Below are 17599 nucleotides of genomic sequence, written 5' to 3'. Positions count from 1 at the left end.
GGTGCTGTCTGGGCTCACAAGCTCGTCGTCTGGTTGGGACCCGGTACTCGGACATCATCAAGGCCAGCGGTCATATGCACTGCGCACAAAGGACGGACAAATGACCGCAACCTGCAACGATCACCGTCAGTCAAAAAATCCAAGGAAACCGGAGCCGTCCACAAATGACAGCACCCATGGAGGAGTTAGCGGGAGTCAGAGCAGGCAAGTAAGGCTACATTCTAGAACAACTACTGGACGGACCGTCAATGCAATCACTATCTTCAAACCATGCAACGAACATCCTGTCGAAACACCCACACCAGTTTGGCTTTTGGTCTGGGCGTACTACTGGGTACCATCGTAGCCATCGTGGGTATCCCTGCGGTCGCACTCGGCGTCCTAAAGCTATCGGAGCTTCTGGATATCGGAGCGTGGGCTGTTCTGGTTGCAACCCAGGTGGCCTTCGTTGTGTGTCTTGGCACAGCCTTCCTCCTGCACTGGTTGGTTAGTGCTTGGATAGCGGCGAGGTCGGGCGAAGGGGTTTCAGAAGAAGGCTTTGTGCCAGCACAAAGCAATAGGGATGAGGTATCCGACGTTCGCTAGTGCGTCGTGCAGTTCTGGTTTAGACGTTCGATCGGCACTTCTGGGGTCTAGTGCTGAAGATGGAAGGTGAAGTTGATGGTGGATCGCAGTTCCGCTGTTCAGCACTTGCCCGCCTTGAGCTGCCACCTTCCGTTCGAGATAAGTAGGAGCGTCGACTTGGGTCGTCGTTCGCGCGCGCGCACGATCACGGGCAGCAACGCCACTAGAAGTCGGTGCGGCGAGATACCGAAAGACGTCCGTGACGCCGAACGCGCGCTCCAGCCGGCGGTTTGCATGGAGATGTTCCCCTGCCAACGTTATCGGCGCAAACTTGCTAGGCGGATAGATAGGTTCAGAAACCGCACGGCGAAGAAGAGGCACGTGGCCTGCCGCCATGCTGATCGCTTGGCTGATTCGTGCCCGCGCAAGAGTCAGGTTGGCTCCCGCGCTACTCGAACGTCTCCAATTTGGCGAGGCTGGTCGACATCCGTGCCCTTGGCCACCGCAGCATCCCTCTTCGGCCAGGGCGCGCCTATTGAACCGCAGTGTTCAACCCGAGATGATTCGACGCTTCCAGATTGCAACACGCAAGAAGGCGTAGATCGCTCCAATAGCAACACCTACCGGACCACCCAGAATTAACCCGAAGTACAATGATCCGAACAGCACTTCGCCCAATCCGATAGTGCCATCTGTAACGGCAAGAACTGCGATGCTCAGCGTCGTCGAGATGATTGTCGCTAGTAACCCGACAATCCAATGACGAAAGAAGCGCCTAAAGCTCATCGCTCTTCCTGATCCAAACACGCTGCTAAGGCTCGCTACCAGTTCGCTCTCCGCTAAGTTCATGCCAACTCCTGTACATATTGCAACCCTCTTCGCTTCCCGTCTGGGAGCGCACCGTCCGATAGAAACCCCTCTGCAACCGCGAGGTACAGAGGTGCGGTGCATGTGCCTAGTCGATACAACAAGACCGAAATCGGTGCATGACCTCTCTCTTGCGATGACCAAAAGGGTGTGAAGCAAGCGAACGATGTTGATTACTTCGTTTTAAACTTCATGCTTTTCACATGTACCTTTTGCAGTGCGCTGGCTGCTTGTGACGTCACGGAACCACGAAGTCTCTAGTCTCCGCAGCAAGAAGGCTGGCCTCGATTGGCAAGGCCAGGTTCATCTGACTGCCCCGCTCGAGTGGTCCGGTTCCAGTCTTAGTGCATGACGGGTCTTGGCGCTACGGCTGGTGTGGCCGGCGAAGCGGTCCCGGGTGGCGAAGCCGGCCACTAGACGGCCTCCGGAGCCGGCGGCCGATAGCCCAAGGATGAGTGCGGTCGTTTTGGATTGAAGTGTTGGCGCCAGCTCACGATGACGATCTTCGCCTCGGCCAGGCTGTAGAAGATCTCGTCGTTGAGCAGCTCGTCGCGGAGCCTGGCGTTGAAGCTCTCGCAGTAGCCGTTCTCCCACGGTGACCTCGGCTCGATGTAGGCGGTTCTCGCGCCAACGGCGGCGATCCATTCCCGCACAGCCTTCGCCACGAACTCAGGGCCATTGTCCGACCTGATGTAATCCGGGACACCGCGCAGGATGAACTGGTCAGACAGCACGTCGATCACGTCCGTCGATCGCAGCCGCCGGTCGATCCGGACTGCCAGGCACTCCCGGGTGAACTCGTCGATCAGGTAGGGCATGCGGAACTTCCTTCCGTCGTGGGTCCGGCTCTCGACGAAGTCGTAGGACCAGACGTGGTTCGGACGCTCGGGCCGCAGACGGATGCAGGACCCGTCGTTGAGCCAGAGCCGGCTCCTCTTCGGTTGTTTTGCAGGAACCTTCAGCCCCTCCCGCCGCCATATGCGTTCGACGCGCTTCACGTTCACCGCCCAGCCTGCCTCTCGAAGGAGTGCCGTGATTCGACGGTAGCCATATCGGCCATACTCCGAGGCGAGCGCGATGATGTCCGCGGTCAGCGCGTCTTCATCGACCCTTCCGCGCGGCACCTTCCGCTGGGTCGAACGATGCTGGCCGAGCGCGCGACAGGCGAACCGTTCCGAGACGTGGAACTTCTGCCGGACGTGGTCGATGCAGGCACGACGGCGGGCGGGGCTCAGAAGTTTCCCGAGGCGGCCTCCCTCAGGATCAGCTTCTCGAGCGTCAGGTCGGAAACGGCTTTCCGCAGCCGCTCGTTCTCCTTCTCCAGCTCCTTGAGCCGCTTCACCTGGTTGGTCTTGAGGCCGCCGAACTCCTTGCGCCACCGGTAGTAGGTGAACTGTGTCACGCCAATCGACCGCACCGCCTCGGCCACCGACCGGCCCTGCGATACCAACACGTCGACCTGCCGCAGCTTCGCGACGATCTCATCGGGCTTATGCTTCTTCTGGGGCATTCCTTTGTCCTCCATCTGGCTCCAAAGCCTACTTCAGGGAGGACCACTTTTCAGGGGGCAGGCCACATCGTCGGCGAAGCCCGCGAGTTACTCGCGTTCGGGGTTAGTCTGGCCACTGTAGTTTGAAGGCTCCGGCCTCCCGCGAACACCCCGCCGATAAGATCTCCTCATGCTGGTAGCACACCAGGCCAAGGAATTGAGTGGTCAATGTATGCTCATAGTAGCAAACCGCCGCGACAACTGTCGTTCCGGCCGTGCAGAATGGACTGACCCCTCACCTTATCTTGCAGAGCTCCTTCCTACTGCGGCTCAAGGCATGCTCGATGCTCCTGTCGAGGATCTCGCTGCCTATGAGCGCGTCGGGTTCGTTTCCCAAACGATACTACGGTCGCTCGAGTTCGCACGATGCCTTGCAGTGGTCGACCGAATTGCCGCGAAGTTCGCCGGATGATGCCGCGCTACGTGTCCCTCGGCAGCTATCCTGTTCGCACGGAGCCGCGGCTCTTCACCTCTGCGTGGTGACCGGCACACCAGCTTGCTCCGAACCCAGTTTCCCTGCGCCGGCGGCGGCGCAGATCTCATCGAGCTCGACGACGCAAGAGAGCACGATCCGGCGATCCACCATCATCGCGCGGATGCGGTGCTCGAGGTGCCAGTCCACCTTTTAGATGACCCCTAGATTCTCCGAAAGCTTGCGGGCCCTGACGCCCTCCAAATACGTTGTGATGAGGCAGATCGCACAAAGCCATCGGCCGAGCAGGAGCTTCGTGCGGTGCATGGCTGTCCCTGAGGTCACCGTGATCGGCCTCAGGCGCCTCCGGCAGGAGAAGAGACTCGATCGTGACCGTTGCCGCGTGAAGCGGTCACCTGCTTGCTCAGTTGCATCGCGGCCGCCGCACTCGGCCGAGCGGGAAGCGGGGCGTTTTGAAGCCTCGAGGCACGTCTCAGCGTCCGCAGCGGTCTTCTCAATCGCAGCGCAGGTGATGTCGTCGGGGATGCGGCGCGGCCTACGGTTCTGCAAGATGCCGGCAATGTTGGCCGCTCAGGAGAAACCGATAGGAACAACATCTGCGGACTGATGTGTCGGCGCGATGCGGCGGGCGCGACCGATCGGAAAGCACTGGGTCTCGACCTCCGTCGAGCAGAAGTTGGCGACGACTCATCCCATGCCTGACCAGGTCATCGACACAGCCCGGCTAGGAAGAGCGCCGGCGATGCGCCTTGCAGGCGATCTCCGAGCGCGGGCCGAAGGCTCCCGGGCGATGCGTCGGATGAACGCGCCAGCGAATTCGAAGGAGATGAGATGTTCTGTCCCTGCGCCTTGGAGCAATCCCATGAAGGAGCGGGACCTGTGCGAACGCGATTCAAGGCTCGGCTTCGCGTATGGCAGCACTTCCATTCCCAGCGCGCCTGAGCGCTCCCGCACGGCTCAGTTTGCAGATGGTCCCTCGGCGCACTTCACCTGAGCTTCCCACTGATCCATATCCTCAATTATGTTGACTACTCACTGCTTTGAATACTAGGCTCTTTCTCCATAGAAAGCCGGGTCGGCCAAGTGAAAGAAAGGGACTTCAATTGCGTCGAAGGACGCTTGCAAGTATCATCGGGACCCTTGGGATTGGCATTTCCATCCTGTCTGGCGCCGGGAGTTTCCTTCCCGATCCGGTATTTTCCGCGAACAACGTGATGGTTAATCGTCAGCCAGATCTTACCGAAGATGACCTCGCCTACCTTGCCCAGACGATGCGTGATGCACCAAGACCACGCGTCTTGGTTATAGGAAATTCGGCCACGTTGGCTTCGGATTTTCTCGGCCACCTGTCTCGTTACGCGCAATCAACCGGCAGCCCCGCCACTATCGTTCGGGCCTCAGCCGGTGGTGCGCGATTAGTCGAGACACTCTCCATTCCGTCTCTTCGAGACCTTTTGGCAACTGTCTCTTGGGATGCAATTGTTCTCCAAGACCATTCCTCAACGCCCATCGACGAAGAACACCGAGCAGCATCCTTCGCGACGATCTTGCAAGTGGCGGAGCTAGCTGCTCCGGCGTCCATCATACTCTTTCCGCATTGGCCCAGTGGGCCAGGGAGTCGCATCTATAGGAGCGACGTGAATCGATGGGACAGAGTGCCATCGAATCCGGCAGAGTACGCTACATGGGCGTTCGAGCACTATCATGCTGCGGCACAGGCTACCGGTGGAAAAGTCGCTCCCGTTTTGGAGAACTGGCTATCCGCGCTCGCCGCGGGAGAAGATCTTTATCTGCCCGACGCTCATCACGCGAATGAAACTGGCGCCAGACTTGCCGCAGATGCCGTGTGGCAGACCCTGTCGGACAGCCTTGGTCAGAGATGAACAGTGAAGTGACTGCCACGCCAAAAGCTCAGGTCGGTCATTGCAACAAACCGAGCCTTCTTCAGCGCCCCGGACTGTTTGACCTCGTACGACCTCATCGCAGCCAGCGGGCGTTCGGTGCCGGCAAGCGAACTCCAGTCGATCATCTTGTCGGGCAGGCTTTGGGACGCCTCGGAGGCCAGGATCATGACTGGCCTGTCCCTTGAAAAGTGGTCCTCCCTGAGTAGGCTTTTGAGCCAGATGGAGGACGAAGGAATGCCCCAGAAGAGCACAAGCCCGAAGAGATCGTCGCGAAGCTGCGGCAGGTCGACGTGTTGGTATCGCAGGGCCGGTCGGTGGCCGATGCCGTGCGCTCGATCGGTGTGACACAGTTCACCTACTACCGGTGGCGCAAGGAGTTCGGCGGCCTCAAGACCAACCAGGTGAAGCGGCTCAAGGAGCTGGAGAAGGAGAACGAGCGGCTCGGGAAGGCCCTTTCTGACCTGACGCTCGAGAAGCTGATCCTGCGGGAAGCTGCCTCGGGAACCGAACGTCCACGTCAGCGAAAGGTCTGAGCCCCGCCCGCCGTCGTGCCTGCATCGACCACGTCCGGCAGAAGTTCCACGTCTCGGAACGGTTCGCCTGCCGCGTGCTCGGCCAGCATCGTTCCACCCAGCGGAAGTTGCCGCGCGGGCGCGCCGACGAGGAGGCGCTGACCGCGGACATCATCGCGCTCGCCTCGGAGTATGGCCGATATGGCTACCGTCGAATCACGGCACTCCTTCGAGAGGCAGGCTGGGCGGTGAACGTGAAGCGGCCCTGTCAGCAGATTTGAATTGCGAATCGCCTGCCGGGTAATGATCGAACGCATGGCGGCGGGAGGGGCTGAAGGTTCCTACAAAACAACCGACGAGGGGCTGGCTCTGGCTCAACGGCGGGTCCTGCATCCGTCTGGGAGCGCACCGTCCGATCCACGTCTCGTCCGACGACTTCGTAGAGAGCCGGACCCATGACGGAAGGAAGTTCCGCATGCCCTACCTGATCGACGAGTTCACCCGGGAGTGCCTGGCAGTCCGGATCGACCGGCGGCTGCGATCGACGAACGTGATCGACGTGCTGTCTGACCAGTTCATCCTGCGCGGTGTCCCGGATTCCATCAGGTCGGACAATGGGCCTGAGTTAGCGGCAAGAGCGGTGCGGGACTAGATCGCCGCCGTCGGCGCGAGAACCGCCTACATCGAGCCGGGGTCACCGTGGGAGAACGGCTACTGCGAGAGCTTCAACGCAAGGCTACGCGACGAACTGCTCAACGGCGAGATCTTCTACAGCCTGGCCGAGGCGAAGATCGTCATCGTGAGCTGGCGCCAGCACTACAATACAAAACGACCGCACTCATCCTTGGGCTATCGGCCGCCGGCTCCGGAGGCCGTCTCGTGGCCGGCTTCACCACCCGGGACCGCTTCGCCGGCCACACCAGCCGTAGCGCCAAGACCCGTCATGCACTAAGATTGATACCGGACCACCCGATGGGGGCAGGCCATGACCTCTGCCGCATGAGTCCCGAACATAATCGCGCCGGCCGTGGCCAGCTTCTGCGCCCAACAGGCCGCCTTTGCCCAGAATGCGGTCCTGGTGTCGGAAGCCACAAACTGAAACACACTTCGGGAAGGTAATCGCCTAGTTTGCCTGGTCCTCGCCGACGTTGTGCGTGCACCGGTTCGTAAGCTCGCGCTGGATATCTTCGGATCCGGCGAGCTCCGCCAGCACGGATTCACGGCGAGAGCGACCGCGGCGCGCAGGCGAAGGTCGGCGCATCTGCAAAAGAGGTTGATTACGACCAAGCCGAATGCTGCCCTCCAGCCTCTAGGCCCCGCCATGCGTCGTGAAAGCACGTGGACGAGTTCTTCGCGGTGGAAATGAATATTTTCGGATAACGGCGCGCAGGTTGCGACTTCATTGCCCCCGCGTCTTGCGCTCTAAGACACAAGAAGCGGGGGAAATACATTCTGTCGGCTCGGCAGGTCAGACGAGCATGCCGTCGTGCCAATCCTCCTCGTCCTCTTCGTATGCGCCCATGCTCTGATCCTCCATCCGGCCGACAACCGGAAGGATGTCCCGAAGGTCAGGTGAGTCGTCGTCATGATCCGCCGACGTGCTATTAACCTCGGACTTCAAGACGGGCTCAACAGGCTGCGGATCGTCATCGACAACCTCGCGACCGAAAATTCTCCTGATAGCCGCGATGATCCACCCTAACAGACCCTGAACGTCGTCTCTGGAGTGCGCGTCATCGCTCGAACCTTCCTCGTCAGATTGCTCGTCGGAGCCTCCCGGTGAAACGGTATCCGGCACGCCTTCCTCGCCTGCAGGAGGCGAGTCTTCCTCCGGCGGTAGATCGACGGGTCCGGAAGATGGGGATTCCTTCTCATCCGGTTCGTCGTCTTCGGCCGCGGGTTGAGAGTCATCACCGGGATCGACTGGCAGCACTTCGTCCTCTGGCGGCGGTTCAAACGGCTCGGAGGGAGTACCCTCGTCCTCGTCAGTCGGCGCCGGTGTGTCAACCGGGTCTGCGGGCTGCGCCGAGTCCGGCGCGTCGTCTTCGTCTTCGCCGGGCGGCAAGGGAATGAGGTCGTCCTCCGGGATTGCCTCGTCGTCGTCCGCGGGCGTGGGATACTGATCACTCGGTACGAACGCCACGATCCTGCTTTCGGTCATCAGCCCATCGAGCGCATCGCGGGGATATACGGCACCGCCGTAGTCCTTATCGATCATGCCGAGCTCTTCCCATTCCTCGCGCGCCGAGGTCGTCGACTCGAGCTGAAAATGCGCACTTCCTGCTGTGTCGGTGATGAACCACCCATAGTCCTTCATGGCAACCATGATCGTCCTCAGGCTATTCGCGGTGACGTCTGACACACTATCGGGCAAGCGAGCGATATGCGCATCGATGTCATCATAGGATACGTCGAGCGCAAAGCGCGTGCCCTCTGGAATCCCGTCAAGGCGTACGCCGGGAAACTCCAACTTAGTTCCGGGCGCGACGAATTCGCTACCGCTTGTGTTTTGAATAGGCATGGACAGAGCATGCTCGATTACGCCTTGCGCCACCTCCTCTGGCCGAACGAGCATCGCGGAGTACTGTATGCCGACACCCCTAGAGGGCGCGAAGCCTTCCTCGTTGTCGAAGTAACTACCGGGGACCAAGTTTCCATTAGAAACATTGACTGAATTCCCATCGAACTCTGCTTGCCAGAGGTTCCATTCACGTCCTGTCGCCGGATCAAGGATAATGATTTGCGCGTCGCTACCCGGAGCGGCCTCCCACGATGGATCAAAGGGAATTCTCGTGCCACCGAGGTTTCCCCAGCCATTGCGATCAACGACAGGAAAATCGGGCGTGTCCTCCGTCACCTCATAGACCGGATAGGTATACGACGTGTTATTGATATTGAAATTTCGGACTTCCCGATCCGTATAGCTGTCGTCCCAAAGCTTAGACGCAAGCTCTTCGCTGTTCTCCGCCCGGGGAAGACCCGCTACAGGGATATTCCAAGGGGCATCGGGGCTAAAGGGCCGGACATAGGCATCGTTTGCAACGGGCATGCGTTGCTCCCATTGTTGTTTCTGTTACAGAAGGTATGGAGAGAAACTGACCACATTCCGTTTACTGGCTGCCCGAGTTGCGTCGATATTATGGCGAGATGCAAGCATCGTTGTGGCGGGCTGTCTGGTGAACGCGGAAAGCTGCCCGAAGGCGCAAGTCACAAGCATTGTTCCGCCGGTGCAGTTGCCATTTCGTCCCAGAGATCGGAAACGGCGCCCGGAACCGGTGACCTGCCCCGCTCGAGTGGTCCGGTTCCAGTCTTAGTGCATGACGGGTCTTGGCGCTACGGCTGGTGTGGCCGGCGAAGCGGTCCCGGGTGGCGAAGCCGGCCACTAGACGGCCTCCGGAGCCGGCGGCCGATAGCCCAAGGATGAGTGCGGTCGTTTTGTATTGTAGTGCTGGCGCCAGCTCACGATGACGATCTTCGCCTCGGCCAGGCTGTAGAAGATCTCGTCGTTGAGCAGCTCGTCGCGGAGCCTGGCGTTGAAGCTCTCGCAGTAGCCGTTCTCCCACGGTGACCCCGGCTCGATGTAGGCGGTTCTCGCGCCAACGGCGGCGATCCATTCCCGCACAGCCTTCGCCACGAACTCAGGGCCATTGTCCGACCTGATGTAATCCGGGACACCGCGCAGGATGAACTGGTCAGACAGCACGTCGATCACGTCCGTCGATCGCAGCCGCCGGTCGATCCGGACTGCCAGGCACTCCCGGGTGAACTCGTCGATCAGGTAGGGCATGCGGAACTTCCTTCCGTCGTGGGTCCGGCTCTCGACGAAGTCGTAGGACCAGACGTGGTTCGGACGCTCGGGCCGCAGACGGATGCAGGACCCGTCGTTGAGCCAGAGCCGGCTCCTCTTCGGTTGTTTTGCAGGAACCTTCAGCCCCTCCCGCCGCCATATGCGTTCGACGCGCTTCACGTTCACCGCCCAGCCTGCCTCTCGAAGGAGTGCCGTGATTCGACGGTAGCCATATCGGCCATACTCCGAGGCGAGCGCGATGATGTCCGCGGTCAGCGCGTCTTCATCGACCCTTCCGCGCGGCACCTTCCGCTGGGTCGAACGATGCTGGCCGAGCGCGCGACAGGCGAACCGTTCCGAGACGTGGAACTTCTGCCGGACGTGGTCGATGCAGGCACGACGGCGGGCGGGGCTCAGAAGTTTCCCGAGGCGGCCTCCCTCAGGATCAGCTTCTCGAGCGTCAGGTCGGAAACGGCTTTCCGCAGCCGCTCGTTCTCCTTCTCCAGCTCCTTGAGCCGCTTCACCTGGTTGGTCTTGAGGCCGCCGAACTCCTTGCGCCACCGGTAGTAGGTGAACTGTGTCACGCCAATCGACCGCACCGCCTCGGCCACCGACCGGCCCTGCGATACCAACACGTCGACCTGCCGCAGCTTCGCGACGATCTCATCGGGCTTATGCTTCTTCTGGGGCATTCCTTTGTCCTCCATCTGGCTCGAAAGCCTACTTCAGGGAGGACCACTTTTCAGGGGGCAGGCCACCGGCGGAATGCGCTCGCTCGTTTAAAAAGACTCGATGATGCGCTCGATCTCTGCAAGCTCACCCATCGTATATGCAGCATAGACACCACGACTTCCCGCCAGACAGGTCAGAGCCGTGATGATGGCAAAGAGTTCCTGACTTGGCATGATTGGGTCAATCGAGGTCCGTTGTGCGGGCGTATCTGTTGTTGTCCATTCGTGTTGCCCATTTGGGTTGCCGTCTACAAGACGAAGCAAGCTGTTTAACATTAGTGGTGCTCTCCGCGCCGGAGAAGATCCACGTTGCGATCCCGCATGAGCGTCAGATCGTCGGGCTCAGGCGGGCGAGCAAGGGTCGGAGCGACCACCGCCTGAGGCGGAGATGGAGGTTCGGCAGCGGTATCGCCCGCGAGGAAAACCTCGAGTGTGCCGGCAGGTGGAGTCGGCCGGAACGAGGTGAAATCTTTCTCTTCGGTGCCGATCATTTGCGCGAGTGCCGCTGCGACGGCCGCATCTCCTTCGTGGTAAAAGCGAACGTGTGTTTCGCCTACTCTGTAGTTTACGCGACTGATCCGGTTCTCGATCCCGGCATCTTCAACTACCAAGAAAACTTCGGCGGCCCGGAGATCTGGAACGGTCTCGGGTATAACGATGCGGACGAACAGTAGGTCGCCGCCTCGTATACGCCCTTCGGACAAAGCCGAGTTAGAAAGAGACGGGGCTGCGGGCGCCGCCCAAACTGAAGTAGGGACCGCGGCCTCGACTTCAGGCTGCGCTGGCATCGCCGCAGGTGACGGGGTCTCGTTGGGTGGTAATGTTGTCCCGGCAATGAGGCTTTCAACGTCAGGTGATATGGTCTCTGGCGGTCGCGGCGCAGGAGAAGATTCCACTCCAAGCAGGCTCCTTCGGCCCTCGGACCGAACGGGCGCCGGCATGAGCGCGGCTAATGAAGCCGATTGACCTTCCGGTATATCATGCGGGAATTCGGGTGCCGGAGACGTTTTGGGCAACCCAGGTGCCCGGAAGCTCGCCGCGGCGATCTCAAGTGATGTTTTTGATTGTTGAGGCAAAGGGTTGACGACGGGCGGCTTCTCAAAGTTCCCGTGCACGACTGCAGATGCGACCGCGTCAGCGAATAGAGATGGTATGCTCGTTTCGTCAACCTCCGGGGTCGCCAGGTTCACCGGCGTGCGAACGCTCTCGGAGGAAACCAGCGCGCCGAGGCTCGCCCCCTCGTTATCTGGCAATCTTGGGTTCTGGAATTGAAGAGAGGGAGACGCTGCAGGTCCTTCGAAATATTCAGGTAGCGGCGCTGGCGCCGCCGCCTCCCTCACACTTGCGGATGACGCAGCCACCCCGACTTGCGCAAGTGGCTCTATGGTCCGCAACGTCCCAGTCTCGGACGCCGCCGACGCGTCGGTGCTCGAGACGGCGAGGTCCGAGGATTGCTGCACCCGGGGTTGTATGCCGGCGACTGCCATAGCTGCCTCAGTGTTCGCTTGTTCTTGCAACGGTGCAGCCTCGACGGTGGCAGCTAACGACGTGGAGTCCTCGGCCTGAGGCCGGGACCTGTTCAGCGGTGCCGACGATGTACGCAAACCGAATGACACGCCTTCGTTCAGCCTACCGGCCTCAGGCATCGACGGCTCTTGGATTGGTCGCTTAGCAACACTCGCAGGTCTCGGCGTGTTCCAGCGCTCGTGATGCGACATGGGCCCGGGCGTTTCTATTGAACCATCTTCTTCGAGCCGCGAGGGCGCCAGAACCTCGATCTCGTTCGACGCGCCCGAGGCCAAGTCGCCGCTGTCTGGTGATGCAGATACGGTCACTAAAGGACCAGGTTTCGCAAGTGTCGACGGATTCTGCGTGAGCGCGTCCGGTAATAGATATATCGCACTATCTGGAAGTTCGACGAGAAGATATGCTCCCACGAGAGCGAAAGTGCCGAGTGCGAATCCGAGCCCAAATCCAAGGCCAAGCGCAGTCCGCCCGGCCGCCGACGATTGCACCCGCGTCGCGCCATACTGTGGCCCTGCCGTGCCAGTTGGAGGAGGTACTGTTGGTTCCACCTGTGAAACAAAGACATGGGTGGATTCAGCACCTTCGCCGGGCATTCGCTCTAGAGTACGCTCGAACCTAGCTGCTCTCAGTTGAGCCACTACCGCAGCGTCAACGGCTCGCGTAGGGCGGGGCTTTCCGGAAACTTCGTGCTGTATCAAAATGGCTTCCCGGCGAGTCCTCGCCTCTTCAAGCCGCTTTTCCCAATTCATCGACTTCAGCACCTCGATCTGCGGAAGACGCTTGGCTCGGCTGTCGACCGCGCCCATACATCCGCACCCCAAAAAGTGGCCCGAGATCCCTCGCTCCAAGACGAAATCTACTCACGCTGACTAGGAAGATGGTCAGAACCGCGCTGGTGATCAAGCGTTTTCCAGCTGGGTACGGCCAGCCCAGGCTCGAAGAAACGAGCGAAAGAGGCGAAGCTGCTGCGCTTCATGTTCGTCTCTTTCGCTGTGATGTGATCCCCGGAAACGCCCCCGATCTTGGTTAGAGTTTTCCGCATCGAATCCCTGGCTGGGAGAGGAGCGGAGTGCCCATGACGGCGAGCAAGTTCACGGACGCGCGAGACAGGCGTGCATCATCAAGCAGGCTGAAGACGGGACGCCTGTCGCGGAAGTCTGTCGCAAGGCCGGGATCAGCTCGGCGACGTTCTTCAATTGGAAGAAGAAGTATGCCGGCCTGATGCCGTCCGAGATGAAGCGCCTTCGGGAACTCGAGCAGGAGAACGCGCGGCTGAAGAAGATCGTCGCGGACTTGTCGCTCGACAAGGAGATGCTTCAGGACGTCATAAAGCGAAAGCTCGTCGCCATCGTCGCTTAGGCCAATGACGCAACAATGGCGACCCTGCCCGGAAGAGGACGCTGGTCGACGAGATGCGGGCGGATTGGCAGGTGTCGATCCGCCGGGCCTGTGCGGTGATCCGGTTCGATCCGAGAACCTACCGCTACACGTCTCGTCGGCCCGGCCAGGCCGCGTTGGAACAGCGCATCAGGGAGATTTGCCAGACCCGTGTCCGGTTCGGATATCGGCGCGTCCACGTGCTGCTGAAGCGCGAGGGCTGGGAGATCAATGCGAAGAGGACCTATCGCATTTACAACGAGTTGGGCATGCAGCTTAGGAACAAGACGCCGAAGCGGCGGGTGAAGGCGAAGCTCCGGGAGGATCGTGCGGAAGCCGTCGGACCAAACGACGTTTGGGCAATGGACTTCGTTCATGACCAGTTGGCAACAGGCCGCAAGATCCGCGTCCTGACCGTCGTCGATACCTTCTCACGCTTCGTGCCGGTGCTCGATCCGCGGTTCAGCTATCGCGGGGAGGACGTGGTCGCGACGCTTGACCAGGTGTGCCGCCGGATCGGCTATCCCAAGACGATCCGGGTCGACCAGGGCAGCGAGTTCATCTCGCGCGACATGGATCTCTGGGCCTATCAGCGCAGTGTCACGCTCGACTTCTCGCGGCCGGGAAAACCGACCGACAATGCCTTCATCGAGGCCTTCAACGGCCGGTTCCGGGCGGAATGTCTGTCGGCTCATTGGTTCATGAGCCTTGAAGATGCGGCCGAAAAGTTGGAGGCTTGGCGTAGAGACTACAACGAGGAACGGCCCCATGGTGCGATCGGGAACAAGGTCCCGGCAGCGCTGATGAAACCGGCACACGCATCCAGCCCGTGTGTCTGATCGAAGGGCGGAAACTCCGACAACGGCCGAGGTCGCGTTGGGTAGCACATCAGTTGGAGAATAGACTAACTTCAAAGTGCGAACGTTTCATGGGAGCAGGTCACACGAAAGAGTTGATCCTTTCGATCAAGGGGCGGTAACTGCCAGCTCGGGCTACAGTTACCCACCGCCTTGATCATGCGAAAGGACGAACGTGCGTCTCGCTGCATAGCACACCCCGGCAACACGGCCACGGGCTACGCCGGCGCAAGAAGATAGAGGGCGCCCCGCCCCACACCGAGAAACCAAGGGGCCCCGTCGGGTGCTTCTCTCAGGTCCCGGACTCGTTGAAGTTCGACGCCATAGATACGCTCGATCTCCTGTAGTGGTGTTCCGCCAACGCGAGCAACGTGATCAGAGTTAAGCAATCCGACCAAAATATGTCCACGCCACTCCGGGAACATTAGGCCGGAATAGATAACCGTGCCGGACAGCGTAATTAATGGATCCCAGTAGAACTCGGGTTGTTCCATGCCTGCTTTTTCTGTCACTTCGCCAGTACGATCTACCGAGTACTCACGTCCGTAGAAGATCACTGGCAATTAAAGTTTGCACCCGGTCGAATTCGGTTGATCTCGTCTCCGCCGTGGGCGCCCAGAGATCTCTGGCGGCATCGAGCACGGCGCCCTGTGGATTCCGGTGGCCATAGCTCCAAATCTCCGGTCGTGCGTCTGGGGTTGGGCGAACGGATTGTCCAAGGGTACTGTACCATTGCGATTGATCCGGACGACGCAACCATTGTGATTGGAGAGATCCTGTGCCGTCATGTCGTCGCGACGATCTCCGACCGTCAAGAAGATCCGGCCATCGATGGCTTCCACTAGGCGGCTGCCGAAGTGCCGACATCCGCGACCTCCAGGCGCCGACTCGAAGAGTAGGCGAATGTCATGAGTTGAGCCCAATCCTCCGACAGTTTGCCGACGCAAAGTGCTGTGTCAGCTCCACCCTCGGCCTGTCTCTTCGCGTAGCTTAGGAAGATCTCGCGGCTTTGCAAAAAGTCTCTGGGAACCGTAATATCTGCAAGCCCCCTTGCTGTTCCTTATAGACTTCGGGAAGACCAGTCACGTTGGAAAGTCCGACGTTTCATGATCAGGCTCCTCCGCTTTACCTTCACCATAGAACGAGCGCTCCTTAGGTGACCGCCTTGATGACGCGACTGGCGCCAAGTACCTTAACACGCGCCAGGCGCGATGGTGCATAGCCGGACCTTCGTCACAACCTTAGAATGTCCAGGAGCCTCAACAGCATCCTGTCGAAGCCTTACTGTCCCATCCGCAATGCTCCGGTGTCTTCGAAATAAGCTCTGACTTCGTCGGCAGAAAGCGGCCGGTTATAGAGGCGTACATCATCGATGCGGCCAGTGATTTCATCTACAATGCTGCCATTCTTGTCTAGATACCCACCGATGGTAAGCGGTCGATCTGAGAAGCTGATTATTCCAGAGAAGGGCAAAGCGCACACCTCTTGGCCGTCGGCGTATAGGCGCGCCATCTCACCATCGTACGTCGCCGCGAGATGTATCCACCTGTTGAGCTCCGCCACGTACGCCATGTCAGCATAGCATTCGACTTCCACCTCATCCGCAAGCCCAAGCTTCTGCGCAACACGAGCAAGAAGGCCAGGGCGTTCCGTCAACTCAAGCTTGAATTGCGGCCCGTGAAATCCAAGAAAAAGCATCGGATAGGAACTCGCCACTACCGCCACGTTATGCTCGTCAGTACGATAGGTCCAAGCCATAAGCGTGATGGATCTTCTAGTCTCCTTAATCTGGTCCGCCATAGAGATGGTCACAATGCCATCGTTTCCTCCGTCAAGCAGCAATGCTCCACCCTCGACTCCTTGGCCCCATGCGCCGTTGATCAGACTTCCATCGTGCCCGTTCCCAGATGTATCGGCTGCGTGCTCTCCGTGCTGCTCGTCGAAGGCCCACTGTCCGATCAATCCATCTACAGCTTCGGCGGCGATTGACATTGGGACGGCTGCCAGAAAGGCACCGGCAAGACTAAGCCCCTTGATCATATACGAATCCTCCTGCCCATTCACACTATGCTCCACCATCCCTTAATTTAAAGCACAGGCAAAAGAAATAATTTTGAGGAACACGACGGTTTCTCCGAGCGAACAGCGATCAAGCAAGACATATATCAGTCAAACCGAACGTTAAACGCTCGCTGCGTGCACGCGCTCGTGGCATACGCAACCACTCCGCTCCTTAAACTCGTAAGAGTGGCCTGTTCCCTGAAAAGTGGTCCTCCCTGAAGTAGGCTTTCGAGCCAGATGGAGGACAAAGGAATGCCCCAGAAGAAGCATAAGCCCGATGAGATCGTCGCGAAGCTGCGGCAGGTCGACGTGTTGGTATCGCAGGGCCGGTCGGTGGCCGAGGCGGTGCGGTCGATTGGCGTGACACAGTTCACCTACTACCGGTGGCGCAAGGAGTTCGGCGGCCTCAAGACCAACCAGGTGAAGCGGCTCAAGGAGCTGGAGAAGGAGAACGAGCGGCTGCGGAAAGCCGTTTCCGACCTGACGCTCGAGAAGCTGATCCTGAGGGAGGCCGCCTCGGGAAACTTCTGAGCCCCGCCCGCCGTCGTGCCTGCATCGACCACGTCCGGCAGAAGTTCCACGTCTCGGAACGGTTCGCCTGTCGCGCGCTCGGCCAGCATCGTTCGACCCAGCGGAAGGTGCCGCGCGGAAGGGTCGATGAAGACGCGCTGACCGCGGACATCATCGCGCTCGCCTCGGAGTATGGCCGATATGGCTACCGTCGAATCACGGCACTCCTTCGAGAGGCAGGCTGGGCGGTGAACGTGAAGCGCGTCGAACGCATATGGCGGCGGGAGGGGCTGAAGGTTCCTGCAAAACAACCGAAGAGGAGCCGGCTCTGGCTCAACGACGGGTCCTGCATCCGTCTGCGGCCCGAGCGTCCGAACCACGTCTGGTCCTACGACTTCGTCGAGAGCCGGACCCACGACGGAAGGAAGTTCCGCATGCCCTACCTGATCGACGAGTTCACCCGGGAGTGCCTGGCAGTCCGGATCGACCGGCGGCTGCGATCGACGGACGTGATCGACGTGCTGTCTGACCAGTTCATCCTGCGCGGTGTCCCGGATTACATCAGGTCGGACAATGGCCCTGAGTTCGTGGCGAAGGCTGTGCGGGAATGGATCGCCGCCGTTGGCGCGAGAACCGCCTACATCGAGCCGAGGTCACCGTGGGAGAACGGCTACTGCGAGAGCTTCAACGCCAGGCTCCGCGACGAGCTGCTCAACGACGAGATCTTCTACAGCCTGGCCGAGGCGAAGATCGTCATCGTGAGCTGGCGCCAGCACTACAATACAAAACGACCGCACTCATCCTTGGGCTATCGGCCGCCGGCTCCGGAGGCCGTCTCGTGGCCGGCTTCGCCACCCGGGACCGCTTCGCCGGCCACACCAGCCGTAGCGCCAAGACCCGTCATGCACTAAGATTGATAC

At 60.0% G+C, this 17599-nt stretch carries 8 protein-coding genes and 5 pseudogenes; 4 read left to right on the top strand and 9 right to left on the bottom strand.

Going from position 1 to position 17599, the window contains the following annotated elements; genetic code table 11:
* Positions 1-1113 precede the first annotated feature (1113 nt).
* The 4 genes and pseudogenes from EF888_RS01450 to EF888_RS01440 form a co-directional block, all read right to left on the bottom strand.
* Positions 1114-1413 (bottom strand): hypothetical protein, encoded by a 300-nt coding sequence (locus EF888_RS01450; RefSeq protein ID WP_109761268.1) that lies wholly within the window; start codon positions 1411-1413, stop codon positions 1114-1116.
* 359 nt (positions 1414-1772) lie between these two features.
* Positions 1773-2941, bottom strand: a pseudogene (locus tag EF888_RS01445) (IS3 family transposase).
* Between the two features lie 505 nt (positions 2942-3446).
* Positions 3447-3602 (bottom strand): hypothetical protein, encoded by a 156-nt coding sequence (locus tag EF888_RS21625; protein ID WP_164721540.1) that lies wholly within the window; start codon positions 3600-3602, stop codon positions 3447-3449.
* Positions 3603-5286: 1684 nt separating this feature from the next.
* Positions 5287-5484: a hypothetical protein gene (locus EF888_RS01440; RefSeq protein WP_109761256.1), complete on the bottom strand. Its 198-nt coding sequence runs from the start codon at positions 5482-5484 to the stop codon at positions 5287-5289.
* A 96-nt stretch (positions 5485-5580) separates the two neighbouring features.
* On the opposite strand from EF888_RS01440, the pseudogene EF888_RS01435 reads away from it, so the two are divergent.
* Positions 5581-6781: pseudogene (locus tag EF888_RS01435) on the top strand (IS3 family transposase).
* A 516-nt stretch (positions 6782-7297) separates the two neighbouring features.
* Here the strand turns inward: EF888_RS01435 and EF888_RS01430 are convergent.
* Both EF888_RS01430 and EF888_RS01425 read right to left on the bottom strand, forming a co-directional pair.
* Positions 7298-8878, bottom strand: coding sequence for a hypothetical protein (locus EF888_RS01430; RefSeq protein WP_109761257.1), 1581 nt, complete (start codon positions 8876-8878; stop codon positions 7298-7300).
* Between the two features lie 261 nt (positions 8879-9139).
* A pseudogene (locus tag EF888_RS01425) lies at positions 9140-10308 on the bottom strand (IS3 family transposase).
* Positions 10309-10544: 236 nt separating this feature from the next.
* Here EF888_RS01425 and EF888_RS01420 point away from each other — a divergent pair.
* Positions 10545-11021 (top strand): hypothetical protein, encoded by a 477-nt coding sequence (locus EF888_RS01420; RefSeq protein ID WP_126918456.1) that lies wholly within the window; start codon positions 10545-10547, stop codon positions 11019-11021.
* Between the two features lie 1928 nt (positions 11022-12949).
* Positions 12950-14090, top strand: a pseudogene (locus tag EF888_RS01415) (IS3 family transposase).
* Positions 14091-14326: 236 nt separating this feature from the next.
* Here the strand turns inward: EF888_RS01415 and EF888_RS22390 are convergent.
* From EF888_RS22390 to EF888_RS01405, 3 genes and pseudogenes are all read right to left on the bottom strand, one after another.
* Positions 14327-14665, bottom strand: a complete 339-nt coding sequence (locus EF888_RS22390) for a PQQ-dependent sugar dehydrogenase (protein ID WP_277601030.1) — start codon at positions 14663-14665, stop codon at positions 14327-14329.
* Positions 14646-15031, bottom strand: a pseudogene (locus tag EF888_RS22385) (PQQ-dependent sugar dehydrogenase). The gene EF888_RS22390 and the pseudogene EF888_RS22385 overlap by 20 nt, the downstream one beginning before the upstream one ends.
* A 358-nt stretch (positions 15032-15389) precedes the next feature.
* The gene (locus EF888_RS01405; protein ID WP_164721537.1) at positions 15390-16148 is read right to left on the bottom strand and encodes a LamG domain-containing protein; all 759 of its coding nucleotides are present in this window, start codon (positions 16146-16148) and stop codon (positions 15390-15392) included.
* Positions 16149-16421: 273 nt separating this feature from the next.
* Between EF888_RS01405 and EF888_RS01400 the strand changes: the two genes are divergently transcribed.
* A protein-coding gene (locus EF888_RS01400; protein WP_126918455.1) for an IS3 family transposase occupies positions 16422-17590 on the top strand; the annotation gives its coding sequence in 2 pieces (ribosomal slippage) (positions 16422-16686 and positions 16686-17590; 1170 coding nt in all).
* Positions 17591-17599: the final 9 nt, after the last annotated feature.

The sequence above is a fragment of the Silicimonas algicola genome (assembly GCF_003970735.1).
Classification (GTDB): Bacteria; Pseudomonadota; Alphaproteobacteria; order Rhodobacterales; family Rhodobacteraceae; genus Silicimonas; species Silicimonas algicola.
The sequence above is the reverse complement of the archived record's forward strand: the minus strand, read 5'-3'. Positions and strand labels throughout refer to the sequence as shown.

Coding starts and splice junctions, on each gene's coding strand:
- EF888_RS01430 (WP_109761257.1), bottom strand. CDS start 8,878: ATGCCCGTTGCAAACGATGCCTATGTCCGGCCCTTTAGCCCCGATGCC.
- EF888_RS01405 (WP_164721537.1), bottom strand. CDS start 16,148: ATGATCAAGGGGCTTAGTCTTGCCGGTGCCTTTCTGGCAGCCGTCCCA.
- EF888_RS01440 (WP_109761256.1), bottom strand. CDS start 5,484: ATGATCCTGGCCTCCGAGGCGTCCCAAAGCCTGCCCGACAAGATGATC.
- EF888_RS01450 (WP_109761268.1), bottom strand. CDS start 1,413: ATGAACTTAGCGGAGAGCGAACTGGTAGCGAGCCTTAGCAGCGTGTTT.